The organism is Streptomyces sp. NPDC008317, from assembly GCF_042955955.1.
In the GTDB taxonomy this organism is placed as follows: Bacteria; Actinomycetota; Actinomycetes; order Streptomycetales; family Streptomycetaceae; genus Actinacidiphila.
This window is the reverse complement of record NZ_JBIBFQ010000002.1, coordinates 281,399-307,340: the sequence shown is the minus strand read 5'-3', so window position 1 is coordinate 307,340 and position 25,942 is coordinate 281,399. Positions and strand designations below refer to the sequence as shown.

22 protein-coding genes and 1 riboswitch are annotated in these 25,942 nt (G+C 72.4%); of the genes, 9 read left to right on the top strand and 13 right to left on the bottom strand.

The features are described from left to right. Positions 1-62: 62 nt before the first annotated feature. The gene (locus ACFY9V_RS06425; RefSeq protein WP_391043925.1) at positions 63-2,015 is read right to left on the bottom strand and encodes a chorismate-binding protein; all 1,953 of its coding nucleotides are present in this window, start codon (positions 2,013-2,015) and stop codon (positions 63-65) included. A gap of 262 nt (positions 2,016-2,277) precedes the next feature. Further along, the gene (locus ACFY9V_RS06420) at positions 2,278-5,043 is read right to left on the bottom strand and encodes an N-acetylmuramoyl-L-alanine amidase (RefSeq protein ID WP_391160580.1); all 2,766 of its coding nucleotides are present in this window, start codon (positions 5,041-5,043) and stop codon (positions 2,278-2,280) included. Positions 5,044-5,419: 376 nt separating this feature from the next. Between ACFY9V_RS06420 and ACFY9V_RS06415 the strand changes: the two genes are divergently transcribed. Together ACFY9V_RS06415 and ACFY9V_RS06410 are read left to right on the top strand one after the other, a co-directional pair. Further along, positions 5,420-6,769 carry a class II 3-deoxy-7-phosphoheptulonate synthase gene (locus tag ACFY9V_RS06415; protein ID WP_355334194.1) on the top strand — a complete coding sequence of 450 codons (1,350 nt, stop codon included), beginning with the start codon at positions 5,420-5,422 and terminating at the stop codon, positions 6,767-6,769. 151 nt (positions 6,770-6,920) lie between these two features. After that, on the top strand, positions 6,921-7,250 hold the full coding sequence (locus ACFY9V_RS06410; protein ID WP_391159792.1) for a (2Fe-2S)-binding protein: 330 nt from the start codon (positions 6,921-6,923) through the stop codon (positions 7,248-7,250). Positions 7,251-7,307: 57 nt separating this feature from the next. On the opposite strand, the gene bfr is transcribed toward ACFY9V_RS06410, so the two are convergent. Further along, positions 7,308-7,787: a bacterioferritin gene (gene bfr, locus ACFY9V_RS06405; protein ID WP_188284346.1), complete on the bottom strand. Its 480-nt coding sequence runs from the start codon at positions 7,785-7,787 to the stop codon at positions 7,308-7,310. Between the two features lie 159 nt (positions 7,788-7,946). On the opposite strand from bfr, the gene ACFY9V_RS06400 reads away from it, so the two are divergent. Continuing rightward, positions 7,947-8,561 carry a sulfite oxidase-like oxidoreductase gene (locus tag ACFY9V_RS06400; RefSeq protein WP_355334188.1) on the top strand — a complete coding sequence of 205 codons (615 nt, stop codon included), beginning with the start codon at positions 7,947-7,949 and terminating at the stop codon, positions 8,559-8,561. Positions 8,562-8,565: 4 nt separating this feature from the next. Here ACFY9V_RS06400 and ACFY9V_RS06395 read toward each other — a convergent pair whose 3' ends face one another. From ACFY9V_RS06395 to thiO, 6 genes are all read right to left on the bottom strand, one after another. Further along, the gene (locus ACFY9V_RS06395; protein WP_391159791.1) at positions 8,566-9,126 is read right to left on the bottom strand and encodes a DUF4396 domain-containing protein; all 561 of its coding nucleotides are present in this window, start codon (positions 9,124-9,126) and stop codon (positions 8,566-8,568) included. Positions 9,127-9,221: 95 nt separating this feature from the next. Further along, positions 9,222-10,079: a deoxyribonuclease IV gene (locus ACFY9V_RS06390; protein ID WP_391159789.1), complete on the bottom strand. Its 858-nt coding sequence runs from the start codon at positions 10,077-10,079 to the stop codon at positions 9,222-9,224. Positions 10,080-10,119: 40 nt separating this feature from the next. Further along, positions 10,120-12,108: a Stk1 family PASTA domain-containing Ser/Thr kinase gene (gene pknB, locus ACFY9V_RS06385; protein ID WP_391159787.1), complete on the bottom strand. Its 1,989-nt coding sequence runs from the start codon at positions 12,106-12,108 to the stop codon at positions 10,120-10,122. A 228-nt stretch (positions 12,109-12,336) separates the two neighbouring features. Beyond that, on the bottom strand, positions 12,337-13,149 hold the full coding sequence (locus ACFY9V_RS06380) for a thiazole synthase (protein ID WP_391159786.1): 813 nt from the start codon (positions 13,147-13,149) through the stop codon (positions 12,337-12,339). 3 nt (positions 13,150-13,152) lie between these two features. Further along, the gene (gene thiS / locus ACFY9V_RS06375) at positions 13,153-13,359 is read right to left on the bottom strand and encodes a sulfur carrier protein ThiS (RefSeq protein ID WP_188284340.1); all 207 of its coding nucleotides are present in this window, start codon (positions 13,357-13,359) and stop codon (positions 13,153-13,155) included. Then, on the bottom strand, positions 13,356-14,627 hold the full coding sequence (thiO, locus tag ACFY9V_RS06370) for a glycine oxidase ThiO (protein ID WP_391043936.1): 1,272 nt from the start codon (positions 14,625-14,627) through the stop codon (positions 13,356-13,358). Before thiO ends, thiS begins: the two co-directional genes overlap by 4 nt. Then, positions 14,623-14,735: riboswitch (TPP riboswitch) on the bottom strand. Its footprint overlaps the gene before it by 5 nt. A 109-nt stretch (positions 14,736-14,844) precedes the next feature. On the opposite strand from thiO, the gene ACFY9V_RS06365 reads away from it, so the two are divergent. From ACFY9V_RS06365 to ACFY9V_RS06345, 5 genes are all read left to right on the top strand, one after another. Beyond that, positions 14,845-16,017 carry an FAD-dependent oxidoreductase gene (locus ACFY9V_RS06365; RefSeq protein WP_391160578.1) on the top strand — a complete coding sequence of 391 codons (1,173 nt, stop codon included), beginning with the start codon at positions 14,845-14,847 and terminating at the stop codon, positions 16,015-16,017. A gap of 65 nt (positions 16,018-16,082) precedes the next feature. Next, complete coding sequence (locus tag ACFY9V_RS06360; protein WP_355334168.1) at positions 16,083-16,457, top strand: Rv2175c family DNA-binding protein; 375 nt, start codon at positions 16,083-16,085, stop codon at positions 16,455-16,457. A 28-nt stretch (positions 16,458-16,485) separates the two neighbouring features. Then, positions 16,486-17,151 carry a thiamine phosphate synthase gene (thiE, locus tag ACFY9V_RS06355; RefSeq protein WP_391159783.1) on the top strand — a complete coding sequence of 222 codons (666 nt, stop codon included), beginning with the start codon at positions 16,486-16,488 and terminating at the stop codon, positions 17,149-17,151. A 500-nt stretch (positions 17,152-17,651) separates the two neighbouring features. After that, positions 17,652-18,569, top strand: coding sequence for a methylenetetrahydrofolate reductase [NAD(P)H] (gene metF / locus ACFY9V_RS06350; RefSeq protein WP_355334163.1), 918 nt, complete (start codon positions 17,652-17,654; stop codon positions 18,567-18,569). Positions 18,570-18,613: 44 nt separating this feature from the next. Then, positions 18,614-19,576 (top strand): hypothetical protein, encoded by a 963-nt coding sequence (locus ACFY9V_RS06345; protein ID WP_391159781.1) that lies wholly within the window; start codon positions 18,614-18,616, stop codon positions 19,574-19,576. Between the two features lie 24 nt (positions 19,577-19,600). Here ACFY9V_RS06345 and ACFY9V_RS06340 read toward each other — a convergent pair whose 3' ends face one another. From ACFY9V_RS06340 to ACFY9V_RS06325, 4 genes are all read right to left on the bottom strand, one after another. Next, positions 19,601-21,883, bottom strand: coding sequence for a germacradienol/geosmin synthase (locus ACFY9V_RS06340; RefSeq protein WP_391159779.1), 2,283 nt, complete (start codon positions 21,881-21,883; stop codon positions 19,601-19,603). Between the two features lie 219 nt (positions 21,884-22,102). Further along, positions 22,103-23,617 (bottom strand): FAD-dependent oxidoreductase, encoded by a 1,515-nt coding sequence (locus ACFY9V_RS06335; protein WP_391159777.1) that lies wholly within the window; start codon positions 23,615-23,617, stop codon positions 22,103-22,105. 35 nt (positions 23,618-23,652) lie between these two features. Beyond that, complete coding sequence (locus ACFY9V_RS06330) at positions 23,653-24,261, bottom strand: DUF4126 domain-containing protein (protein ID WP_355334153.1); 609 nt, start codon at positions 24,259-24,261, stop codon at positions 23,653-23,655. Positions 24,262-24,542: 281 nt separating this feature from the next. Beyond that, a complete protein-coding gene (locus ACFY9V_RS06325; RefSeq protein ID WP_355334150.1) occupies positions 24,543-25,157 on the bottom strand; it encodes a TetR/AcrR family transcriptional regulator in 615 nt (204 codons plus the stop codon). Positions 25,158-25,321: 164 nt separating this feature from the next. Between ACFY9V_RS06325 and ACFY9V_RS06320 the strand changes: the two genes are divergently transcribed. Further along, entirely contained in the window at positions 25,322-25,819 is a 498-nt protein-coding gene (locus ACFY9V_RS06320; protein WP_355334148.1) for an SAV_6107 family HEPN domain-containing protein, read from the top strand. Positions 25,820-25,942 lie beyond the last annotated feature (123 nt).

Here is a 25,942-nt window from a genome sequence, read left to right as displayed (position 1 = left end):
CCGCGCGGTTCCTCGCGCCCCTGAGGAACGAAACGAGGAACCGCCGCCCGCCGAGCGGACCTTCAGGCGACCGTCACCGACGTCAGCAGCTCGGCCACCACGGCGGGGCCGTTCAGGGTCAGGACGGACTCGGGGTGGAACTGGACGCCGGCGAAGCCGGGGCCGCGCAGGGCGTGGACGTCGCCGGTGGCGGGGTCCAGGCTCAACTCGACCTGGTGCATGGCCAGTTCCTCCGCGACGGCGGAACCGGGGGCGCAGCGGGCGGTGAAGGTGTTGTAGAAGCCGACGGTCTCGGGGCGCCCGAAGAAGTCGATCCGCTCCTGGGCACCCTGCGCGGGACGCGCCTTGCGGACGATGTCGAGGCCGAGTTCGGCGGCGAGCAGTTCGTGGCCGAGGCAGACCCCGAGGATGCCGTGCCGGTGCCGGGCGACGAGATCGGCCGCCAGGCCGCGCAGCAGCCGCATCTTGGGGTCGGCGGTGTCCGACGGGTCGCCGGGCCCGGGGCCGAGGACGACCGGCCCCGGGTGGCCCAGGGCGGCCTCCCGCAGACCGGGCTCGTCGAAGCGCCGTACCGTCACGGCCAGCCCCGAGGAGCGCAGGACGTGCGCGAGCATCGCGGTGAAGGTGTCCTCGCCGTCCACCACCAGCGCGTGCCCGGCCGGCGGCGCCTCGTCCGTGCGCGCGGTCCGCATCCGCAGCCAGAACGGGGCGAGGTGCGCCCGCCGGGCGTCCAGCGCCGCCCGTACCCGGATGTCGTCGGCCAGCCTCGGCCGTACCCCGCTCGCCGGGGCCGCGGGGGCCGGGCGGACCCCGAGGGCGGTCAGCACCCCGGCGACCTTGGCGTGGGTCTCGGCGACCTCGCCGTACGGATCGGAGTGCCGGACGAGGGTCGCGCCGACCGGCACCTTCAGCTCCCCGGCCGGGGAGATGTCGGCGGTGCGGATGAGGATCGGCGAGTCCAGGGTCTGCGCGCCGCCCGCGTCGCGGCCGAGCAGGGCGAGCGCGCCCGCGTAGTAGCCGCGCCCCGCGCCGTCGGGCCCGACCGGCTCGTAGCGCTCGATGACCCGGCACGCGTTCTGCACCGGTGAGCCGGTCACGGTCGCGGCGAACAGCGTCTCGCGCAGCACGTCACGCACGTCCATGGTGGAGCGCCCGCGCAACTCGTACTCGGTGTGCGCGAGATGGGCCATCTCCTTCAGCCGCGGGCCGACGACGACCCCGCCGAGGTCGCCGACGGTGCACATCATCTTCAGCTCCTCGTCCACGACCATCGTCAGCTCCTCCACCTCCTTCGGGTCGTGCAGGAACGCCAGCAGCCCCTCGGCCGACGGCCCTTCGGCCGGATAGCGGTAGGTGCCGCTGATCGGGTTCATCACCACCGCGCTGCCCGACATCCGTACGTGCACCTCGGGGCTCGCCCCGACCAGGGTGCGCTCGGGCGTGTGCACCACATACGTCCAGTACGCGCCGCGCTCGCCGCGCAGCAGCCGGGCGAAGAGCGCGAGCGCCGCGTCCGGGCCGTGGTCGGCGACCGTGCCCCGGAAGGTGCGGCGGATCACGAAGTTGGCGCCCTCGCCGCGCCCGATCTCGTCCTCGATGACCCGCTCGACGATGCCCGCGTACGTGTCGTCGTCCACGTCGAAGTCGCCGCCCTCGACGCGTACCTCGCGGTCGGGCAGCGCGGCCAGCAGGTCGGCGAGCGCGAACGCGTACGACTCGTCGGGCCGCAGGACGGTCAGCGGGGTGCCGTCGTCGTGGACGTCGAAGCCGCGCTCGCGGATCTGCCGGAACGGGACGAGGGCGAGCGCGTCGGTGGCCGGGGAGCCGTCGGCGGGCGCACCCGTCGGCAGCGGGATGTCGGCCAGCCGCTCGACGGACCCGACCGGGCCGAGCAGCACCTCCACCACGGCGTCCGGGCGGCCGGGCGTACGGCGGTGCAGCAGCGCGAACGGCGGGCAGCCGGGGGCGGTCAGGCGCTCGACGAGGGCGTGCGGGGTGGGCTGGGTGACGTGCACGGCGGTTCCTTCCAAGGGAGTTCGGAAGGGGCGGCCGGCCCGGCGGGGAAACGCCGAAGGCCGCCCCTGGGGGCGGCCTTCGCGAAGTGTCGTGCGCGCGATCAGTGGGCCGCCGGAGGAGCGGTCCACCACCAGTTCTGGTTCAGCGACTGAATCGTCGTTGTCGGCGCGTTCATACCGCCGACCTTAGCGCACGGCCCGCGGGTGGGACAGCCGATTCCACCCGCGGGCCGGGCCCGTGGTCACGCGCGGCGGCGGTGGGTCAGAACAGCAGGTTGTACGCGTTCCAGCCGCCGCCGATCTGGGACTTGGCAGCGAAGGGTCCGCCCGTCGCGGTCCCGGTGCCCTTGTAGAACCACAAGGTGCCCGAGGCGTCCCGCGCCACGGCGTCCGGCTTCCCGTCGCCGTTGAGGTCGCTGACCCCGACGATGGTGTTGTACGCGTTCCAGCCGCCGCCGACCTTTACCCGCGCCGCGTACGGGGCGGTGGGGCTGCCGGTGCCCTTGTACAGCCACAGCACACCGGCGGTGTCGCGGGCCAGCAGGTCCGCCTTGCCGTCGCCGGTGATGTCACCCGTGCTGATCAGCATATTGAAGATGTTCCAGCCGGGACCGATCTTCACCTTGGCCGCGAACGGCGCCGCCGGGTTGCCCGTGCCCTTGTACAGCCACAGGTTGCCCGAGGAGTCGCGCGCGATCAGGTCCGGCTTGCCGTCCCCGGTGATGTCCCGGGCGCCGATGATCATGTTGTAGACGCCCCAGCCCGCCCCGGTCTTCAGCCGCGCCTTGAACGGCCCGGACGGCTTGCCGCTGCCCTGGTAGTACCAGAGCACGCCCGAGGTGTCGCGGGCCACCAGGTCACCGGTGCCGTCCGCGCGCAGCGCGGTCATCGCGGTGACCGTGTTGAAGATCTGCCAGCCGGGACCGACCTTGAACTTCGTGTAGAAGGGCGTGGTCGCGCTGCCCGTGCCCTGGTACTGGTACAGGCCGCCGGAGGCGTCGCGGGCCAGCAGGTTGTAGCGCGTGGTGCCGGAGTCCGCCGCCGTGCTGGTCTTGAGCTGGACGTCGCTGGCCTTCACCCAGGCGATCCGGTGGTTGTACCGGATCGGGTAGAAGAGGTTCGTCTTGCCCTGCACCAGCGTGCGGTCACCGGCCGCGGTGCCCGCGAAGGTCCCCGCGAACCAGTAGTCGCCCGCCTTCTGCACACCCGCCGTCGGGTACGCCTGCCCGGACAGCACGCTGTACTTCGTCAGCGACGCGTTGTTCTGCGACTGCACCGGCACGTTGGTGCCGGTGTACGCCGCGTCCTCCGGGTACGCCCGGCCGTAGACCGGGATCGAGGTCGCGCCGGTCTTCGGGGTGATCACGCTGGTCGGCGTGACGACCGAGGTGTACTGGCCGCCGGGGTTGCGGAACCACAGCTTCTTGCCGCCGTACCAGATGGCCGTCCAGTCGTTCTGCGCCTCGGCGACGACGTAGGCGCCGCCCGCGAGGACCTTGTTCGACCAGTTGGAGCCCTCGGTCGGCAGCGGGCCCGTACCGACGTACGGGTCGGTCGGCTGCGCGGCGGTGGTGGACGGCGAGGTGTACAGGTACAGGAAGTTCGCGGGCTGCGCGGCCACCGCGGTGCCGCCGTTGGTCAGCTTCGGCTGGTTCGCCGTGCTGTACGGCGGGACGACCCGCACGAGCTGGCCGGCCTTGACCGGTCCGCCCGCGCCGCCGGCGCCGTCGGGCGCGCCGAGCAGCGACATGTAGTGGTTCCAGTCGAAGAACGGTCCCGGGTCCCAGTGCTGCGTGCTGACGTTGGTGTCGAGCACGCCCGGCACCTCGTCGTGGCCGATGATGTGCTCACGGTCCAGTGGGATGTTGAACTTCGCGGCCAGGTACTTCACCAGCGTCGCCGAGGACTGGTACTCCTGCTCGGAGACCCACTGGCCGTTCTTGATCGCGTAGCCCTCGTGCTCGATGCCGACCGAGTGCATGTTCACGGTCTTGTTGGCAGCGTGCCACGCCTCGTTCTTGGTCTCCACGGCCTGGGCGACCTGGCCCTGGCCGCCGACCACGTAGTGGGCGCTGGCGTACCGGGACACGTCCTTGAACGTCGCCAGGGTGCCCGCGAAGGTGCCCTCGGCGTCGTGGATGACGATGTAGCGGATGTCCTCGCCGTTGGCGGGCCGGTTCGACTCGTTGTAGTTGCCGAAGTCGTCCGCCGCGGAACCGGCCTTGGCGTAGGCGGCCGGGTCGAAGGTGCAGTGCAGCTCGGCCGGGCACTCCGGGGTCGGGACGGCCGCCGTGCTCGCGAACGTCGCCGTCACCGGGACCTTGGCGGGCTTGACCACGCGCACCGTCGGGTCGGCGGGCAGCGTCAGCGACTGGCCGTCGGTGGTGACCCGGCTGACGCCGGTCTTCACCGAGCCCAGCACGCGCTCCGCGAAGAGCTGCGCGCCCTGCGGGTCGGTCGACTGGCTGTAGCGCGCGATGCCCGCGTACCACTGGCCGGGGTCGGCCGGCAGCGAGCCGGTGGCCTCCTTCTGGTACCGCGCGAGCAGCGCGGCGCCCGCGCGGACGCTCTGCCGCTCGTCGGTGCGTACGTCCTCTTGCGAGGTACGGGTCAGCTTGGCCGCCGCGTCCAGCGTGTGCAGCCGCGGGTCGTCGGTGTTCACCTTCGCCGGGTCGGACTTGAGCGCCCGCGCGGCGTTGAAGTGCTTGGTGACCGCCGGGTCGCCGCTGAGGTTCACCTCCGCCAGCTTGTCGGCGGTGCTCGACTCCTCCAGGTCCTCGGGCTCGACCTGGGTCAGCCCCATGACGTTGTACGCGCCCGTGGTGCTCGGCTGTCCGTTGTGCGCTTCCCACAGCGTCTGCTGGTACGAAACGGCCATCAGCACGCTCTGCGGGACCTTGAACTCCTTCGCCGCGGACGCGAAGGCGTCCTGCAACGAGGTGGTGGAGCCATCCGCCTTCGCGTCCGTCCCGCCCCCGGATGACGGTGTCGCGATGGCGATGGTGCCGTAGGTGGCGACGGAGGCCAGCACGACGGCGGCGGCTCCGTAAGCGATCAGTGATTTCTTCCGGCGGTGTCTACGTGTCAACGCGCAGCCCTCGGCTATTCCGGCACGCGAGTCGCGCGCCCTCCCCTTGATGACCGCGGGGTTTGGCGGTCACCGGCCCTGAGGCCGGTCCGGCGGATCGCGAACGGGCCCCTTCGGCTGCTGGACCGCTCGTGCAATCAGCCCGACGGGCCTAGGCGGCCAGACATTAGCAGTCACGGAAGGGGCAGGAGTGGACCGGGTCCGTGTCGCCCGCCGGACCTTTCGCCTCCGTTTTCGACCGATGGTGGCCACCGGGTCCGTCTCACTTCCTGAGCGGGGCCATAAGCACGTGACACGACCCCGTAATGTTGGGCCCGTGACCGTGAACGCAGATATCCACGCCGGTGACAACACCTGGCATTCTCTTCCCGCGGCGCAGCAGCCTGAGTGGCCCGACTCCGAGGCTCTGCGCGATGTGATCGCCGACCTCGCCTCGTATCCGCCGCTCGTCTTCGCGGGGGAGTGCGACCAGTTGCGCAGTCGCCTGGCGGCTGTGGCCAAGGGTGAGGCGTTCCTGCTCCAGGGCGGTGACTGCGCGGAGGCGTTCGACGCCGTCGGCGCGGACCAGATCCGCAACAAGCTCAAGACGCTGCTCCAGATGGGAGCGGTGCTCACCTACGCGGCGTCCGTGCCGGTGGTCAAGGTCGGCAGGATCGCCGGGCAGTACAGCAAGCCGCGCTCCAAGCCGACCGAGACCCGCGACGGCGTGACCCTGCCGACCTACCGCGGCGACTCGGTCAACGGCTTCGACTTCACCCCAGAGGCCCGCATCCCGGACCCCGAGCGGCTCAAGCGGATGTACCACGCGTCCGCGTCCACGCTGAACCTCGTGCGCGCCTTCACCACCGGCGGTTACGCCGACCTGCGCCAGGTGCACGCGTGGAACCAGGACTTCGTCAAGTCCTCGCCGTCCGGGCAGCGTTACGAGGCGCTGGCCCGCGAGATCGACAACGCGCTGAATTTCATGGCCGCCTGCGGCACCGACCCGGCCGAGTTCCGCACGGTCGAGTTCTACGCCTCCCACGAGGCGCTGCTGCTCGACTACGAGACCGCGCTGACCCGTACCGACTCGCGGACCGGCCGGCTGTACGACGTGTCGGGCCACATGGTGTGGATCGGCGAGCGGACCCGGCAGCTCGACGGGGCGCACATCGAGTTCGCGTCCCGGATCAGCAACCCGATCGGCATCAAGCTCGGTCCCGGCACCAGCCCGGAGGAGGCGCTCTCCTACATCGAGCGCCTCGACCCGGAGCGCGAGCCGGGGCGGCTGACCTTCATCGTGCGGATGGGCGCCGACAAGGTGCGCGACAAGCTGCCGACGCTGGTGGAGAAGGTCACCGCGTCCGGCGCGCAGGTCGCCTGGGTCTCCGACCCGATGCACGGCAACACCTTCGAGGCGGCCTCCGGCCACAAGACCCGGCGCTTCGACGACGTGCTCGACGAGGTCAAGGGCTTCTTCGAGGTGCACCACGCCCTCGGTACGCACCCGGGCGGCATCCACGTCGAGCTGACCGGTGACGACGTCACCGAGTGCGTCGGCGGCGGCGACGAGATCTTCGTCGACGACCTGCACCAGCGGTACGAGACGGCCTGCGACCCGCGGCTCAACCGCAGCCAGTCGCTGGACCTGGCCTTCCTCGTGGCCGAGATGTACCGCGGGCAGTAGCGCGCGGCGGCCCCACCGGCCGTTTCGTCCAGAGGGGCGCGGATCACACCGATCCGCGCCCCTCGGCGCTTTTCCTGACCAGGGGCGCCGGGTAAGGTAAGGGTAACCTCAGCTCCTGAGGCACTCCTGGGCCCTGATCGGCGGTGACCGCGTGTACGTCTGCTCCTGCTTCGGCATCACCGAGCAGCAGGTCAAGCAGCACGCCGACGACGGCCGCTGCACCCCGCGCCAGATCGCCTCCGCCTGCAAGGCGGGCACCGACTGCGGCTCCTGCGTCAAGCGCATCCAGGGCCTCCTCGGCCGCGGCGCCGCCCCGGCCACCACCCGCACCCAGCGCCTCGCGGCGATGCTCGCGGACGCCCGCGGCGCGGAGCAGCCGGCCGCGGCACGGGTCGAGCCGGACGTCCCGGCGGCGGCCCGCGCCGAGCGGATCGCCGTGCCCGGCGCCAACGAGCCGCCCGCCGCCGCGCAGGCGGCCTGACCGGGGCCGCGAAGCGCGGCTACGGGACCGCGGCGCGCCGGCCGGCGGGACCGTCCGTCAGGATTCCGGCTGCTCGATGAGCTGCGCGATGTACAGCGGCTCGCCCAGCTTCTCGACCAGTTCGAGCTGGGTGTCGAGGTAGTCGATGTGGTGCTCCTCGTCCTCCAGGATCGACTCGAAGATGTTCGCCGAGGTGATGTCGCCCTTGGCGCGCATGACCTCGATGCCGCGCCGCAGGCGGTCGATCGCCTCGACCTCGACCTGGCGGTCGGCCTGGAACATCTCGGTGACCGTCTGGCCCACCCGGACATGGAAGAGCCGCTGGTAGTTCGGCAGCCCGTCGAGGAAGAGAATCCTGTCGGTCAGGATCTCCGCGTGCTTCATCTCGTCGAACGACTCCGACCGGGTGTACTTCGCGAGCTTCGTCCAGCCGAAGTTCTCCTGCATCTTCGCGTGCAGGAAGTACTGGTTGATCGCGGTCAGCTCAGCGGTCAACTGTTCGTTGAGGAACTCGATGACCTCGGGGTCGCCCTGCATGGCAACGCCGTCCTTCCGATCGGGCTGTCAGGTTCCGCGCATCTTCGCACTGCTCAGGCATCTGATCCAGTAAGTGCAGGCTTACGTTCCGGGGCCCGGCTTGCCCGGAAAGACCCCGCCCGGTCGGAAGCATCACGCCCCGTCTGTCACCATGGAGACATGGGTCAGTCCGAACGCCAGACGGGGGAGCTTCCTCCGGGGCAGCGGATCCAGCGGGGCTGGCCGGTCACGCACTACGGCCCCGTACCCCGTTTCACGGCGGACCGCTGGGAGTTCCGGGTCTTCGGCGCGACCGCCGACAACGACAAGACCTGCTGGAACCACGAGGAGTTCTCCGCGCTGCCGTATGCCACGGTCGTCGCCGACTTCCACTGCGTCACGAAGTTCTCGATGCTCGGCATCGAATGGGGCGGGGTTTCCACCGATACCGTGCTGAAACTGGCGCCGCCCGCCGACGACGTCACGCATGTGATGGTGTGGGCCGAATACGGATTCAGCTCGAATCTGCGGATCGAGGACTTCATCGACGACAAGTCGATATTCGCGACCCATAAGGGCGGCGAACCCCTCACTGCGGAACACGGATTTCCGGTCCGCCTCGTCGTCCCCGGCCTCTACGCCTGGAAGGGCCCCAAATGGGTCCGCGGGGTGGAGTACATGACGGCGGACCGCCGCGGCTTCTGGGAGGAGCGCGGCTATCACAACCTCGGTGACCCCTGGAACGAGCAGCGCTACTCGTACCAGGAGGAGCCGGGCGACGGGCCCGAGCTGTAGCGGCTCAGTGGTGGTACTGGTGCACCACCGCGTGGCCCTTGCCCCGCCCGATCAGCCACTTGTTGACCGGGGTCGTGACGGCGAAGGCCACCACGAAGGAGAGCGCCAGGCTCACCCAGAACAGGGCGTCGGCCAAGGTCGCGTCCATGGCGCCGGGGAAGACCAGGATCGTGCCGTTGTCGGCCAGCTCCATGAAGATGATCGACACGGTGTCGGCGGCGAGCGCCACCCGCAGCGCCGAGCGCGGGTCCAGGCCCGCGCGCAGCACGCCGCGCATGGTGAGCGAGTAGCCGAAGACGAAGGCGAGCACGATCGCCAGCAGCATCGTCCGCACGTTGTCCCAGCCGAGCGCCGTGCCGATCAGCATGCCGAGGACCTCGCCGATGGCGCAGCCGGTGAGGCAGTGCAGGGTCGCCTGGGCGGCCGTCCGCCAGCCCGCCCCGCCGCCGCTGCCGCCGTGGTGCGCGTGCGCCGCGTGGTCGTGGGCCGCGGGGTCGTGAGTTGCCTGGCCATGAGCTGCCTGATCGTGCGCCGCGTGGTCGTGGGCCGTGTGCTCGTACGCCATGGGATGTCCCCGTCCTCAGGAAGTGCGTGCGGTGCCTTGCGGTCAGCACAACCACATACCCCCTGGGGGTATTCCTGAGGGGGCGGGAACAGCCCCTATCCGCGCAGCTCCTTCAGCAGCTTCACGTCCGACGCGTGCCCCTCGGGGCCGCCCGGCGTCTCGATGACCAGCGGCACGCCCTCCGTCGCCGGGTGCCGCAGCAGCTCACGGAACGGCTCCGCGCCCAGATGGCCCGCGTCGATGTTCGCGTGCCGGTCCTTGCGCCCCCCGCACACGTCCTTGCTGCCGTTGGCGTGCACCAGCCGCAGCCGCCCCTCGCCCGCCGTCGCCGCCAGCTCGTCCAGCATCGCCGTCATCCCGCCGGGCGCCGCCATGTCGTGCCCCGCCGCGAAGGCGTGACAGGTGTCCAGGCACACCCCGAGCCGGGGATGCCGGTCGAGCGCCGCCATGTACGGGGCCAGGTCCGCGACCAGCGAGCACAGCGAGGAGCCCTGCCCCGCCGTCGGTTCCAGCAGCAGCCACGGGTCGTCGTCGTGCGTCAGCTCGTCCAGCAGCGGCCGTACCCGCTCGCGCACCTGCGCCAGCGCCACCTCGCGGGTCCTGCCGCCGGTCGCCGAGCCGGTGTGCACCACCACGCCCAGCGCGCCGATCGCCCGCGCCCGGCGCAGCGAGTGCCGCAGCGACTCCACCGAGCGGTCCACCGTCGCCTCGGTGTGCGAGCCGAAGTTGATCAGATACGGCGCGTGCACGTACGCGGGCAGGTCCAGCTCCGCGCAGCGCGTCCGGAACTCCTCGTCCTGGACAGGGCTGCCGGGCGGAGTCGCCCAGCCGCGCGGATTGGCCGCGAAGACCTGGACGGTCTCCGCGCCGATCCGCTCCGCGTACCCCAGCCCCACGGTGGCCAGCCCGCCGGCCACCGGCACATGGCTGCCCACCGGATTGCGCGACCGCATCAGCCCGCCGCACCCGTCGGCGCGTCCGTCACCACGCGCATCAGCGCACCCAGATGGTGATCGTCGCGCCCTTGGGCGCCTGCCCGCCGCCGTCGGGGGACTGGCTGAAGACGGTGTCGCCGAAGAACACGGTGATCACCCGGACGTCGAAGCCCGCGTCCTGGAGGATCTGCTTGGCCTCGTCCTTCTTCTTGCCCGTCACGCCCGGCACGTCGAACTGCTGCTGGCCCTTGGACACGGTGATCGTCACCGTGTCGCCGGTGCCGACCTGCGTCCCCACCTCCGGGGACGCCAGCGCGACCTGGTCCTTGTCCGCGACGTCGGAGAACACCTTGTCCGGCGCCAGGACGACCTTCAGACCCGCGTCCTCGAGCTGCTGCTGCGCGTCGGTGACCGAGTCGCCGATCACGTCCGGCACGTCGACCGGAGCCCCGCGCGACACCTTGATCGCCACCGGGGTGTCGGGCGCCCGGCGGATGCCGCCGGCGGGGTCGGTGGAGACGACCTGACCGCGGGGCACGTCCTCGCTGAACTCCCGGGCCACCGTGCCGGGCGTCAGACCCGCGTCCTTCAGCTCCTTGCGCGCGGTCTCCAGCGGCTTGCCCCGGACGTCGGGCACCTGGACCTGCTGCGGGCCCTTGGAGACCTTCAGCGTCACCGTGCCGTTGTCCCGGACGCGCTTGCCGGGACCCGGATCCGTCGAGATCACCTTGCCGCGCGGCACCGTGATCGAGAAGTCCCGCGTCACCTTCGCGCGCAGCCCCGCCGCGTCCAGCTTCTTCTCCGCGTCGGCCTGCGACAGCGCCAGCACCGCGGGCACCTTCGTGAACTGCCCGTCGCTGATGTACCAGACGCCCGCGCCGACCCCGAGCAGCACCAGCAGCGCCAGCACCACCGCCAGCGGCCCGCGCCGCCGCGGCGCACCGTCCCCGCGGCCCCGCCGCCGCGGCTGCCGAGGACCCGCGGGCGGCTCCTCGGGCGGCGGGGGCGGCAACAGCAGCCTGCTCGTACGGTTCAGCTCGCCGCTGTCGGCCGCCGCCGGTACCGGCGGCGCGGACGCGGGCATCGGCTCCGACGCGAAGGCCGCCGACGGATAGCGGTGGACGACGCTGGTCGGGTCCTCGGACCCGGCGCCGCTCATCTCGCCGATGGTGTCCGCGGGCTCGCGGTCCAGCTGCGCCGGGGTCAGCGCCGCCCGCACGTCGCGCACCTCGGCCAGCAGGTCCACGGCGTCCGCGGGCCTGCCCCGCGGGTCACGGCAGGCGGCCCGCGCCACCAGGGCGTCCAGCGCGGGTGCCAGACCGGCGACGACCGAGGACGGGGCGGGCACGTCCTCGTTGAGGTGCTGGAACATCACCTGCGCGGGCGTCGTCCCGTCGTACGGCTTGCGGCCGGTCAGCGTCTCGTACAGCACGACCCCGCACGCGTACACATCCGTGCGCTGGTCGACCACGCCGTGCCCGATCTGCTCGGGGGCGAGGTACGAGACGGTGCCCAGCAGCGAGCCGGTCGACGCGCTGGTCTGAGTGTCCACCGCCCTGACCAGGCCGAAGTCGGCGACCTTCACGCGGCCGTCGTCCCCGATCAGCACATTCTCCGGCTTCATGTCGCGGTGGACCAGGCCCGCGCGGTGCGCGGCGCCGAGCGCCGCCAGCACCGGCTCCATGATGTCCAGCGCCGCCCGCGGCTGGAGCGCCCCGCGCTCGCGCACCACGTCGCGCAGCGTGCAGCCGGCCACGTACTCCATGGCCAGATACACGTAGGTGCCGTCGGCGCCCTGGTCGAACATCCCGACGACATTCGGGTGCGCCAGCTTCGCCACGGCTTTGGCCTCGCGGATGAAGCGCTCGACGAAGCCGGTGTCGGTCGCCAGGGCCGGGTGCATCACCTTGAGCGCGAGCACCCGGTCGAGGCGGGTGTCCACGGCCCTGTACACCGTGGCCATCCCCCCGACAGCGATGCGCGCCTCGACCCGGTAACGGCGGTCGAGCGTCTGCCCGACGAGCGGGTCCTGCACGGTCGTGTCCACGATCGCCGATTCTACGAGGCCGGAATGCCCCGAACGGCGCTGCGCGCCCGGTCTGTACCCCACCTGTTGCGTGCCGCAACGCTTCCGTGACCTCCCGTCCCCCTGCCCGGGTCGGCGCCCTTCCCCGGGGCTCCGCCCCTGTACGGCCCTTCACGGAGGGCGGCGGCCCGATCCTTCAAGGGTCGCAGTGGGCACGTCCTGTGCGCGGTGGACGCGGGGCCCCGGGGCCTAGAAGGCGGGGCGTTCGGGGTCGAGGGAGGGGAGACCTTCGGGCGGGGAGGAGGGGAGGGCGAAGTGGCGGCGGGGGATACGCCCGGCACGAAAGGCCAGGCGCCCGGCCGAAACGGCGTGACGCATGCCCTCGGCCATGAGAACCGGCTGCCGCGCCCGCGTGACGGCCGAGGCCAGCATGACGGCGGCGCACCCGAGTTCCATGGCGAGCGCGGCGTCGGACGCCGTCCCCGCCCCGGCGTCGAGGACGACGGGAACACCGGCCCGCTCGGTGATGAGTTGAAAATTGTGCGGGTTGCGGATTCCGAGCCCCGACCCGATCGGCGACCCGAGCGGCATGATCGCCGCGCACCCCACATCCTCCAGCTTCCGCGCCAGCACCGGATCGTCGCTGGTGTACGGCAGCACCGTGAAGCCGTCGTCCACCAACGTCTCGGCGGCGTCGAGGAGTTCGACCGGATCGGGCAGCAACGTCCGCTCGTCCGCGATGACTTCCAGCTTCACCCAGTCGGTGCCGAGGGCCTCACGCGCCAGCCGCGCGGTCAGCACGGCCTCACCGGCCGTGAAGCACCCGGCGGTGTTGGGCAGCACACGGATGCCGTGCCGCCGCAGCACCGACAGCACCGGCCCCTTCGTCGTGGGGTCGAGCCGCCGCATGGCGACGGTGGTCAGCTCCGTACCGGACGCGAGCAGCGCCTGTTCCAGCACCTCCAGGCTCGGCGCCCCGCCGGTCCCCATGATCAGCCGCGAGGAGAAGACGGCGTCCCCGATCCGCAACGGGTCGCTGACGTCGACAGCGGAAGTCGTCATCCCTCAGCCCCCCTGCACGGCGGTGAGGATTTCCACGCGGTCACCGTCGGACAGCGGCGTCGCCGCCCACCGGGTGCGCGGGACGACCGTCTCGTTGAGGGCGGCGGCCACGCCGGAGGCGGCCGGGGTGAGGTCGGCCACCAGGGCGTCGAGGGCGAGGGGCGCGGGCAGGGAGCGGCGCTCGCCGTTCACCAGGACCGTGATCGTCATACGGTCTGCTCCTCACGCGCGGCGGCGGCCGGGGGACCGGATACGGGGAAGACGGGCACCGGGACGGCCGCGAACCGGGAGGCGGCGAACGGCCGCGCGTACGCGGGCAGTTCGTCCGTGACCAGCGCCTCCGCCATGATGTCGCCGGTGATCGGGGTGAGCAGCACGCCGTTGCGGTGGTGGCCGGTGGCCAGCAGCAGGCCGTCCAGCGCGCCGCGGCCGAGGAGCGGGGCGTTGTCCGGGGACCCCGGCCGCAGGCCCGCCAGGGTCTCGGTGAGCGGCAGTTCGGTGATGCCGGGCACCAACTCGTGCGCGTCCCGCAGGAGTTCGTAGACCCCGCCCGCGGTCACCGTGGTGTCCCAGCCCAATTCCTCGCTGGTCGCGCCGAGTACCAGCTCCCCGTTCTCGCGCGGCACCAGGTACACATGGCTGCCGCGTACCACCGCCCGGACCGTACGGGACAGGAACGGCGCGTGGCCCGGCGGGATGCGCAGCCGCAGGATCTGCCCCTTCACCGGCCGTACCGGCGGCAGCGCGGCCTCGGGCACGCCCGCGATCCGGCCGCTGTCGCTGCCCGCGGCCAGCACCGTACGACCGGCCGTGACCGCCGTACCGTCGTCGAGCAGCGCGCCGACGGCCCGGCCGCCCGAGATCTCGACGCGGGCCACCGCCGAGCGGTGCAGGACCACACCGGCCAGCTCCGCGGCCCGCAGCAGCGCCGTGGCGAGACGGCGCGGGTCGACCTGGTGGTCGCCGTCCACCCGCAGTCCGCCGCGGACACCGGGGGCGAGCAGCGGTTCGAGGCGGCGGCAGTCCCGGCCGCTCAGCCACTCCGAGGGCAGGCCCAGCGAGGTCTGGAAGGCGTGCAGATCGCGCAGGTGCGCGCGGTCGTCGGCGTCCAGCGCGACGGTCAGGGTGCCGCAGGCGCGGAAGCCGACGTCGAGGCCGGTCGCCTCGGTCAACTCGGCCACGAAATCCGGGTATCGGCGCGCCGACGCCAGATTGAGGTCCAGCAGCGTCTGCTCGCCGTACTGCGATTCGGTGACCGCGGCCAGCATGCCCGCCGCCACCCGCGCCGCGCCGCCGCCGGGGTCCGGGTCGGCCACGGCGGTCCGCAGGCCGCGCTGCGCCGCCCGCCAGGCGGTGACCAGGCCGATGATGCCGCCGCCCACCACCAGGACGTCGTACGACGCCGCCGCGCGGGAACTCCGCGGCGCGGCCGTCGGAGCCGCCGGTCCGCTCGGCGCCGCCGGTTCAGGTGTACCCATCGAATACCGCCCTCCCTTCGCCGGAATGACCCGGATCAGGTTCGTACGGTCGGCGGCCGTCCAGCCGCCCTCTCAGCCCGGTGCGTCCGGGCTCCCGCGTGTTCTCTGGCCCCGACACCATATCCCCGCCCGCCGCCCGGGGGTGGCCCGGCGTCGTCGGCGGCCCGTACCGACTACCGTGAATCATGTGAACGACGTCGTGATTGTCGGGGCCGGGATGGCCGGGGTGCAGACGGCGGTCTGCCTGCGCGAGCAGGGCTGGCGGGACGGCATCGTGCTGGTCGGCGACGAGCCGCACCCTCCGTACGACCGCCCGCCGCTGTCGAAGGCGGTCCTGCTCGGCACGGCGGGCGAGGACACCGACGTCCGCTTCGACGTCGACTTCGACGCCCTGGACGTGGATCTGCGCCTGGGCGTACGGGCGCAGGGGCTGCGGCCAGGCGACCACGAGGTCGTCACCGACAAGGGCGGCCTGCGCTACGGCCGTCTCGTCGTCGCGACCGGCGCCTACCCCGTGGCCCTGCCCGGCACGGCGGGCCTGCCCGGCGTCCACCTGCTGCGCACCCTGGACGACGCGGCGGCGCTGCGCCCGGTGCTGGACGCCCACAAGGACGTCGTGGTGGTCGGCGCGGGCTGGATCGGCGCCGAATTCGCCACCGCGGCGCGGCAGGCGGGCTGCGAGGTGACCGTCGTGGAGGCCGCGGACCGGCCGCTGTCCGGCGCGCTGCCCGCCACCATCACCGGCCACATGCGGGCCTGGTACGCCGACGCCGGGGTACGGCTGCTCACCGGCACGCCCGTCGCCGAGGTCGAACCCGGCGCCGTGGTGCTCGCCGACGGCACCCGGCTGCCCGCCGCGGCCGTCGTGGTCGGCATCGGCGCCAGGCCCGCCACCGGCTGGCTGGCCGGTTCCGGCGTCGGCCTCGGCCCGGACGGCGCCGTACTCGCCGACGACCGGCTGCGCACCACCGCGTCCGACGTGTACGCCGTCGGCGACTGCGCGTCGTTCCCGTCCGCGCGCTACGGCGAGCGGCTGCTCATCCACCACTGGGACAACGCCGTGCAGGGCCCGCGGACCGCCGCCGCCAACGTCCTCGGCGGCGACGAGGCGTACGACCCGGTGCCGTACTTCTGGTCCGAGCAGTTCGGCCGCTTCGTGCAGTACGCAGGGCACCACACGGGCGCCGACACGATGCTGCTGCGCGGCGACCCGGCGAGCCCGTCCTGGTCGGTGTGCTGGCTGCGCGGCGGCGCCCTGGCCGCGCTGCTGGCCGTGGACCGGCCGCGGGACCTGGCGCAGGCCCGCAAGCTGGTCGCCCGCGCGGCGGTGCTGGACCCGGCGCTCGCCGCCGACCCGGCGGTGCAGCTCAAGTCGGCGGTCCTGCGCTGAGCGGGGCGTCCCGCTAACGGCGCAGTGCCGCAGCGGTTGTCGGCGGCGGGTGGCACCCTTGTCCTGTGACTGTTTTCTCGTCGGTTGACGCACACATTGACGCTCTCGTCCCCTCGTGGCTCACGCTGCCCGAGGTCGCGGAGCGGCTCGGACTCGACATCACCCGGATTCGCCCCCTCATCAAGGAGGGCCAGCTCATCGCGGTCCGCCGCGGTGAGAACAAGGTGCTCATGGTGCCCGCGGACTTCGTCGGCGAAGGCGCCATCACCAAGGGCCTGTCCGGCACGCTCACCGTGCTCAAGGACGACGGGTTCTCGGACGATGAGGCGCTGGAATGGCTCTTCACGCCCGACCCGAGCCTCCCCGGCACCCCCGCCCAGGCACTGCGCGAGAATCGCGGGACCGAGGTGAAGCGCCGAGCGCAGGCGCTCGCCGTGTAACCCGTACGCCTCAGGGGGAACCGCCCGCATGACGACCACCGCCGCCGCCACCGCCGTGGGCACCGCCCGTGACCGGCTCGCCGCCGCCCGGCTCTATCTGTGCACCGACGCCAGGACCGAGCGCGGCGACCTCGCCGAGTTCGCGGACGCGGTACTGAGCGGCGGGGTGGACGTCATCCAGCTCCGGCACAAGGGCATCGAGGCGGGGGCCGAACTGGCGGCCCTCGCCGTCCTCGCCGAGGTCTGCCGCAGGCACGGCAAGCTCCTCGCGGTCAACGACCGCGCCGACGTGGCGCACGCGGCCCGGGCCGACGTCCTGCACCTCGGCCAGGGGGACCTGCCGGTCCCGGCCGCGCGCGCCATCCTCGGCGACGAGGTGCTGATCGGGCGCTCCTGCCATGCCGCTTCCGAGGTGGACGCCGCCGCCGTGGAGCCCGGCGCCGACTACTTCTGCACCGGGCCCGTCTGGCCCACGCCCACCAAGCCGGGGCGTCCCGCCCCGGGGCTCGACCTCGTCCGGCACGCCGCCGGGCTCACGACCGACCGGCCCTGGTTCGCCATCGGCGGCATCTCCCTCGACAACATCGCCCAGGTCCGCGCCGCCGGTGCGCGCCGCGTCGTCGTCGTCCGCGCCCTCACCGAGGCCGCCGATCCCGCCGGTGCGGCCTCCGCCCTCCGCGCCGCCCTCGCCTGACACCTAGGCGGTGAGCATTCCCGGGGCCCGGCCCCTGGACGGTCCTCTCCCGCAGGCGGCAAGCCGGTCTTTTCGGGGCGCGGCCCCGAGGCGGTCTTTCTGCCAGGGCGGCTGGCCGGTCTTTTCAGGGGCGCGGGGAACTGCGCGACCAGCCCCCTACCGGGCTGTCAGCCCGGAAACAACAGCATCTGCCCCGCTGGGGCCGGTTCTCAAAGGCGCGCCACCGCCGTGGCCGAGCGCGCAGTTCCCCGCGCCCCTAAAAAACCCGGCGTGCCGCTCCCGGCAGAGAAACCGCCCGGGCCCGCGCCCCCGGAAAACCCGGCGTGCCGCCCCTGGCAAAGGAACCGCCCGGGGCCGCGCCCCGGGGAAGGCGCGGGCATGGGCGCCAAGCCCACCCGGTGTCCAATCCGTGGACCGCCGGTGGCCAGGAAACGGACGTACGAGGTCATATCGCCCCGTCCGGTTACGGACGGTGGCCAGCCGGGGCTAGCCTTCAAGGCATGGCTTTGGGGACACCTTCCACGCGAACAGACCGGGCGATCACGATCCGTGAGCTCCTGGCGCGGGGCGAGCGCTCGTACTCGTTCGAATTCGCCGCGCCGAGGACGGAGAAGGGCGAGCGGACGCTGTGGAACGCGATCCGCAGGATCGAGGCGGTCGGCCCCACGTTCGTGTCGGTGACCTACGGCGCGGGCGGCTCCTCGCGGGAGGGCACGGTGCGGGCCACGGACCGGATCGTGTCGGACACCACGCTGACCCCGTGCGCGCACCTCACGGCCGTGAACCACTCGGTGGCGGAGCTGCGCAACATCATCGGTCAGTACGCGGACGCCGGAATCCGCAACATCCTGGCTGTGCGCGGAGACCCGCCGGGCGACCCGCTCGCGGAGTGGGTGCCGCACCCGGAGGGCCTGACGTACGCGGCGGAACTGGTCCGGCTGATCAAGGAGTCGGGCGACTTCTGCGTCGGCGTGGCCGCGTTCACCGAGATGCACCCGCGCTCCACCGACCCGGCCGAGGACACCCGGCACTTCCTGGACAAGTGCCGCGCGGGCGCCGACTTCGCCATCACGCAGATGTTCTTCGACGCGGAGGACTACCTGCGGCTGCGCGACCGGGTCGACGCGGCGGGGTGCAGCACCCCGATCATCCCCGAGGTCATGCCGGTCACCAACGTCCGGCAGATCGAGCGTTTCGCCCAGCTCGGCAACGCCCCCTTCCCCTCCGACCTGGCCGAACGCATCCTCGCGGTGCAGGACGACCCGGTCGCGGTCCGGGCGATCGGCATCGAGTTCACCACCGAGATGTGCCGCCGTCTGATGGCGGAGGACATTCCGGGGCTGCACTTCATTACTCTTAACCACTCGACAGCGTCGCTGGAGATCTACGAGAACCTCGGTCTGCACCAGCGGACGTGACCGGCTCGGTACAGTCGGCTCGGTCCAGTTAAGGAAGTGGGCGCATGGGCTACTCGGTGCTGTACGTCGCCTTCGGAATCGTCGCGCTGTGGCTGCTCGGTGAGGTACTGCTCCAGTACAAGGCGCGGCTGCGCTATCGCGTACTGGCCTTCGCCGGGTTCCTGGGCGTGGTCGTCGGCGTGTCCCAGCGCAATGTGATCATCATCGTGCTCGGCGCGCTCGCCTTCGGCGCGGGTCAGTCCTTCGTGACGCTCTCCTACAAGCGCGGCTTCTCCACCGGCTGGGCGCTCGGCGGGCGTCCCGGCTCCAGCCGCCGCCGCAGGAAGGGCGGGGTGACCGAGCCGGTGCTGGAGGTCAGCCCGGTCGAGGAGGAGTACCCGGAGGAATTCGCCGCCGCCCGGCAGCCGGGTCCGCGCGACGAACTCGACGCGGACGAGCCCGATCTGTTCGGCGGCGGGCGGCCGTTGGACTCCGGCCAGATCTACCAGCCGGTCCCGATGCACGAGGACAGCGGCGAATACCCGGTCTACGACGGCCAGTCGACGTACACCCCCGACCCGTACACCAGCGGCGGCTACGAGGGGTACGGCGCGCAGGGCTATGCGGGCTGGGGCGGCGAACCCCAGCCCGCGGCGGCCTCCTACGCCGGTGACGGCTCCGACCAGTCCGGCTGGGGCGGCCACGAGTACGGCTACGACCCGGGCGCCTACCAGGAGCCCGCCCCCGCCCCCTACGGCTACGACACCCCGGCCGGCGGCGGCGAGCCCTACCCGTACCCGTATCCGCAGCCCCAGCCGCGGTACGAGACCTACGGCGGTCAGCAGGAGCAGGAGCAACAGCCGCTGGGCAGCGACCCGTACGGCTACCCGTACCAGCAGCAGCCCGACCCGCAGGCGCAGCCGTACATCCCCCAGCAGCAGTACCAGTCGCCGTACGAGCAGCAGCAACCGCCGCAGCAGGAGCAGCAGCCGCAGTACGCCGACCCGTACGACCCCTACCGCTACTGAGAGTTCGTCCCGCCGCCCGGCCCGCTACCCGGCCTGGGTGCGGGCCGCGTGCAGCAGTGACGGCAGCCGGGCCGCCGCCGTGCCCAGGCCGTTGGGCGCGGCCCAGGTCTGGGCGGGCAGCACGGCGGCCACGTGTGGGAAGTCCCGCCGCAGCGTCTCCTCCTCGTAGCGGTGGCAGCCCTCGTGCCAGGTGAGGATGCCCGCCAGCCAGTCGCGCAGCTCCTGCGCGTAGCCGAGCAGCACCTCGCGCGCCGCGTCGTCGAGTGCGAACTCCTCGAAGAGCGTGGGCAGTTGGTTCTCGGTGATGTGCTGGAACTCCTGCATCCGCGCGGCCATCAGATCCCCGACCACGTCCATCGCCTCCTGCGGCGAGCAGTCCAGGAAATTCTGCACGACGAGCACCGCGTTGTGGATCTCCCCCTCGAACTCGATCTCCTTGCGGTACGAGAACACGTCGTTGAGCAGGCAGGCGAAGTCGGCGGCGGCCACCTCCATGGACTGCACGGGCCGCGAGCGGTAGACGGCGTCCGGCAGCGCGTCACCGTGGCCGATCCGCGACAGGCTCATCGTCAGGTCGGAGCCGAAGGTCTTGCGGCGCATCTCGATGTAGTCGACCGGGTCCGGCACCCGGTTCTGCTTCTGGTTGGCCAGCTCCCACAGCCAGCTCTCGCACATGTCCTCGACGGCGAAGCGGAATTTGCCCCGCGCGTCGGGGGACATCGGGCCCGCGGTGCGCCGCCACAGGTCCGCCAGACCCCGTTCCAGTGCGCTCACCGGCGTGGGCGCGGGCTCGTCGCCCAGCGGCATGAACAGCTTGAACCGCTCGGTGGCCAGCCGGGCCGCTCCGGTGTCGGGGGACCGGCCGAAGACCAGCGGGTAGTAGTCGTCGCCGTAGGTGCCCCAGGTCAGCCAGTCCGTGGTGAGGTTCAGCTCCTCCGCCGAGGCCGCCGGGTGGATGCCCGCCGCGCACAGCGCGAAGTCGTAGTCGGCGAGCTTGCGTTCGTTCCACAGCCCGCCGGGGACGGGGAAGCCGGGCTCCGCGCCGAGGATGCCCATCGCCCGGCCCCACTCCATGTTGTGCCGCCGGGCGGTGTCCAAGTGCGGGCTGAGCGTGGTCTCGAACGGCATGTGGATCTCGGCGCGCCGGACCGTGTCGGTGCGCTGGTGCGGGGCGTGCGAGAAGGACCGGGCGCGCTGCGGCAAGGTCGCGGCCAGCGAGTGCAGGATCTGCGCGGCCGAGGTGCCCAGGCCCGTCGGCCCGCCGATCGCGCCGCCGCCGATACCGGCGCCCGCGCCCACCGCGCGGGAACTGCCGTCCGCGCCGTTCATGTACCGGCTGGAGCGCATGTGCCACTCGTGGCCGCCCGACTGCCAGTCCTGGAGTCCCTTGACGTACGCGAAGACGCCGAGACGTTCCTGCGGGGTCAGGCCGAACTGCCCGAACAGCGGCTCCACTTCGGTGAGAGCGGTGTGCTCGAACTGGTGCAGCCGCGAGGTCAGCAGGTCGTTCACCCGGTCCGCTGCCTGCTGGGCGGTCAGATCGAGGAACCGCTCAAGGACCAGGACGGCGTTGGAGAGTTCGCCCTCGTCCTCGATCTCGCGCTGGTACGAGAACAGGTCGTTGCGCAGGTGCACGCTGTCCGCGAAGCAGTCGCGCAGCACCCGCATCGCACGGCTCCCGGCGATCCGCGCCGGTACCTCGGCGCCCGCCGCGTGCTCGATCAGATTCGCCGACCAGGGCGCGCCGCCCACCTTGCGGCGCATCTCGATGTACTCGATCGGATTCGAGACCCGGCCCGCGTTGATGTTGGACAGCTCCCAGAGCGACTCCTCCAGCAGGTAGTACGTGCTCTCGTGGAACCGCTCCCTGAAGTCCTGCGACATCGTCGGCACCGTGCGCGCCCACAGGTCCGCGAGCCCCGCCTCGACCTGGTTGGTCGGCTCCGGCACCGGCTGTCCGGGATCCACCGGCATGAAGGCGGGCAGCCGGTCCAGGTACGCCTTCGCGCCCTGCATGTCCTGGCTGCGCTTGAAGATGTCCAGGAAGTGGTCGTCGAAGAAGAACACCCACACGTACCAGTCGGTGACCAGGTCCAGTTCGGGACCCGACGCGTCGGGATGGGTGTACGCGCACAGCAGCGCGTAGTCGTGGGCGTCGTAGTCCGCCTCGTCCCAGATCCCTGAGCCCTCGATCATGTCCATCTCGCGGGCCCACGCCTTGGAGTGCTCCCTGGCCCGTTCCAGGTGGGGGTTGAGCCGCGCCGGATACGGCACGTAGAACTGCGGGAGTTCGAAGGGCTGCGGCATGCTTCGTACGGCCTTCCGCTCGGTGATCACGGGCCGCCGTTCACGCTAGGCGGCCACCGCGCGCCCCCGGAGCGCCCGCCGGGCTTTTCCGTCCGATCGGTTGAATCCGGGCGGTGGTCCGCTTAAGGATCTTCGCGGCGGTAACGGGGGCGGCAAGAGGCGGCCAGCGGAGGGGAATCCGTCGAGCGGGCCGTCAACGAGCGCGCGGCGCACGCCCGTTCACCGGCTGCCGCCGGGCCCGCCCATGATCAGGTCGGCCACGATCGCGCCCGACATGCCCGCGTGCGGCAGTCCGCCGCCGGGGTGGGCCCAGCCGCCGACCCGGTAGAGACCGGGCAGCGCGTCGGCGTTGGGGGAGCGCAGCAGTGAGCCGTGCGCGCCCGCGAGCGCCGGGGCGGGGACCGAGCCGCCCGGTGCGCCGGTCTCGCGTTCCGTGTCCGCCGGTGTCCGCACGATCCGCCACAACTCCCGCTCCCGCAGGCCGGGTACGGCCGCCTCCGCGGCGGCCACCGCCCGCTCGGCGACGGCGTCGGCGGCGCCGGGAGCCGTCCAGTCCAGGCCGGCCCGGCCGTGCGGCGGCACGGTCACCCTCACGGTGACCGCCTCGTGCCCGTCCGGGCGCAGCGCGGGGTCGTCGGGCCGCAGCACCGTCACCGTGGGGACGGCGTCCGTGGTGCCTGGGGAGTCGAATGCCCAGGTCAGCGCGCGCTCGCGGTCCGGGGCGTGCACGACCGTACGGTGCACGGCGTCGGCCGGGCGCGCGCCGCGCAGCGCCAGGTGGACGGTGAGGACGCCCCGCGGGTGCCGCGGGCCCCAGTCGGGCAACTCGTCCTCGGACTCCCAGGGCAGCACGTGGTCCCGGTAGAGCGCGGGCAGCGGCGCGCCCGCCACCACGAAGTCGGCCTCCGCCGTACCGCCGTCGGCCAGTTCCACCCCGGCGGCCCGGCCGTCCTTCTCCAGCACCCCGGTGACCTCGGCGTCGAACCGGAACTCCACCTTCCGCGCCAGACAGCGCGCGTACACCGCGTCCGCCAGCGCCCGCAGCCCGCCGGGCACGTACCAGACCCCGAAGGTCTGCTCCACGTACGCCAGTACGGTCGCCGAGGCGGGAGCGGTGCGCGGGTCGAGGCCGTAGTCGAGCGGATAGCTCTCCAGCAGCGCGGCCAGCCGGGGGTCGCGCAACTCGCCGTCCGCGACGGCGGACAGGGTCCGCGCCCGCGCCGGGCGCCGCAGCAGACCGCGCTTCCCGGCCGCCGGATACGGATCCTCGCGCAGCGCGGCGGTCGCCCCGGACACCGCGTCCTCCAACAAGGGCCTGCGAGTGGCCTCCCAGGCTTCCCGGGCGCGCAGCATGACCTCGCTCCACCGCTCGCCGCTTCCGGCGCCCAGAGCGCCGTCCAGCGCCTCCATGACCCCGGAGCGCGAGGCGTTGGGCAGCGTCAGATCCGTACCGTCGGCGAAGACGTGGCGGGCGGCCGGATCGGCCTGCGCCAGACCGACGGACTGTTCGAGCGACTCCCGGCCGGTCTTGACGAACAGATCGCGCTGCACGGCGGGCAGCAGCAGGAGACCGGGGCCGGTGTCGAAGGCGAAACCGTCCCTCTCGACCCGGCCCACACCGCCGCCGTACGTCGCCGACCGCTCGTGCACCACCACCCGGTGGCCGCCGATGGCGAGCCTGGCCGCCGCCGCCAGCGAGCCCATACCCGCGCCGATCACCGCAATCCGTGCCATGGCAGGGACTGTATCGAAGGCCGCCCGACAGGCTCTCAGGTGGGCGCCGGGGTGCCGTTCCGGTTCTTGCGCTCCCTGCGCTCCCTGCGGCGGCGCAGCGCGCGCCGGATCCGGGACAGCAGCAGGAGCACGACGGTCATGCCGAGCACCAGCAGCACCGCCGCGATGATCGCGGCCGGCAGCGGATGGAAGAGCGCGAAGGTGACGATGCTCGCGACGCCCAGGTCCTCGGCGAGGCTGACCACGATATTGCTCGCGGGCTCGGGCGAGGTGTTCACCGCCAGCCTCGTGCCCGCCTTCACCAGATGGCTGGCCAGCGCCGTGGACCCGCCGACCGCGCCCGCCGCCAGCTCCGACAGCGAACCCGACTGCCCGGCCAGCAGCGCCGCCACCACCGCGCCCGCGACCGGCCTGATCACCGTGTGCACGGCGTCCCACGCCGAGTCCACGTAAGGGATCTTGTCGGCCACCGCCTCGCAGAGGAACAGGGCGGCCGCGATCAGCAGCACATCGGTGCGCTGGAGCGAGAGCGGCACCTCGTCGGTGATACCCGCCCTGCCCATCACACCGAGCAGCAGCACGACGGCGTAGGCGTTGATCCCGCTCGCCCAGCCGCTGGTGAAGACCAGCGGAAGTACGGACATGCGCGGGACTCTAGCGAACCGCGCCCACTGTCACCGAGTGAAATCGCGCGGTCATGAGTATCCGTACCTAGACGCGCGGTTGAGTACGTTCGCGGATGGGGCGTCGGCCGGGAAACCGGAAGAGTGGGGACCGCGGACGGGCTTCGGTGCCAGAACCGCCGACACGGGGCGGCGGAAGTACACCGGTCCGTACGTGAACGGGGGGCGCACGGGGGAGGCGCTGTTCTGGCACGGACCTGCGGGGGACCGGACCCTGCCAGAACAGCGCACCCGCGGACCGCTCACTGGCGCGCCGAACGCCCGCCGACCCTGCCCTGGAGCAGCCGGGACAGCGCCGCGTGCACCTCGTCGATACCGCGCTCCGGCTGGAACGCCTGCCAGTCCAGCGCGGCGACCAGCACCATCCCGAACAGCGCGGACGCCGTCAGCGGTACGTCGATCTCGTCGTTCAGCTCACCCGCCGCCACGGCCTCGCCCAGCACCTTCTCGACCACCGCCACCGCCTCCTGACGCAGGATCATCAGCGTGTCCTGCCAGGCGCGGTTGGTGCGCCACAGCTCGGCCACGTAGAGCTGCGTGAAGGACGGGTAGCGCACGATGAAGTCGAGCCCCGCGTGGATCATCGCGTCCAGCGCGTCGACCTTGCCGCCGCCCTTGGCCTCCGCGTCCTGCGCGGCCTCGCGCAGCGAGACGGTCAGCAGACCCACGCCGTGCCGCAGCAACTCCTCGAACAGGTCGTTCTTGCTGGCGAAGTTGTAGTAGACGGTGCCCTTGGCGACCCCGGCCCGTTCGGCGATCTCGTCGACCGTGGTGGCGGAGAAGCCCTGTTCGGCGATGAGGGTGACGGCGGCCTCGTACAGCTTCTGACGAGTGGCCTGGCGTCGTGCGGTGGTCATGGTGCCGATTCTGCCTGTCCGGCGTGCGGCATGTTCACCGGGCACGTTCACCCGGCGGATTCCGGCCACCGCGCGAATGTCCCGTTTTCGGGCGTTACCCCAGGTCAGGACCGATTGTCAGTGGTAGCCCCCACTATGGGTGGCACGGAGAAAGGAGGCTCGCCATGGCAGCTCCCGTAAGCGACATCCATCCTGTGCTGCGCCGCGCCACCGCGTCACCCGCCGCCCTTGACCTGCTCACCCAGGCACACCTCGGCCTCGAAGAGGCCGCCGTCCTGGAGACTCCGAACGAGCGCTACGCCACCGCCCACCTCGCCGCCCTGCGCACCGCCGCCGCGGTGCTCGCGGTACGCGGCCGACCCGAGCCCGCCCCGCGCCGCCGCCAGCGGATACGCACCGCCTGGGAGGTGCTGCCCGAGGTCGCGCCCGAACTGGCGGAGTGGAGCGCCCTGTTCGAGGCGGGCGCGGCCCGCAGGGCCCGCGCCGAGGCCGGCATAGCCGGAGCCGCGGGCCCCCGCGACGCCGACGACCTGCTGCGCGCCGCGACCATGTTCCTGCGCCTGGTGGAGCGCATGCTGCTCCTCCAGCCCGCGCTCGCGGGCAAGCCGCCCCTGATCCCGGCCCCCGCGGCCGCGGAGCCACCCCGCAGACGCGCCAACTGACACCCGGCCGCGCGCGGCGGCCCCGTCGTCCCGGTCACGCACGAGCACCCGGACCACGACACCCGGCCGCGCGCGCGGCGGCCCCACCTCGGCCGGGGGCTCTAGAGTGGAGCCGCCCGATGT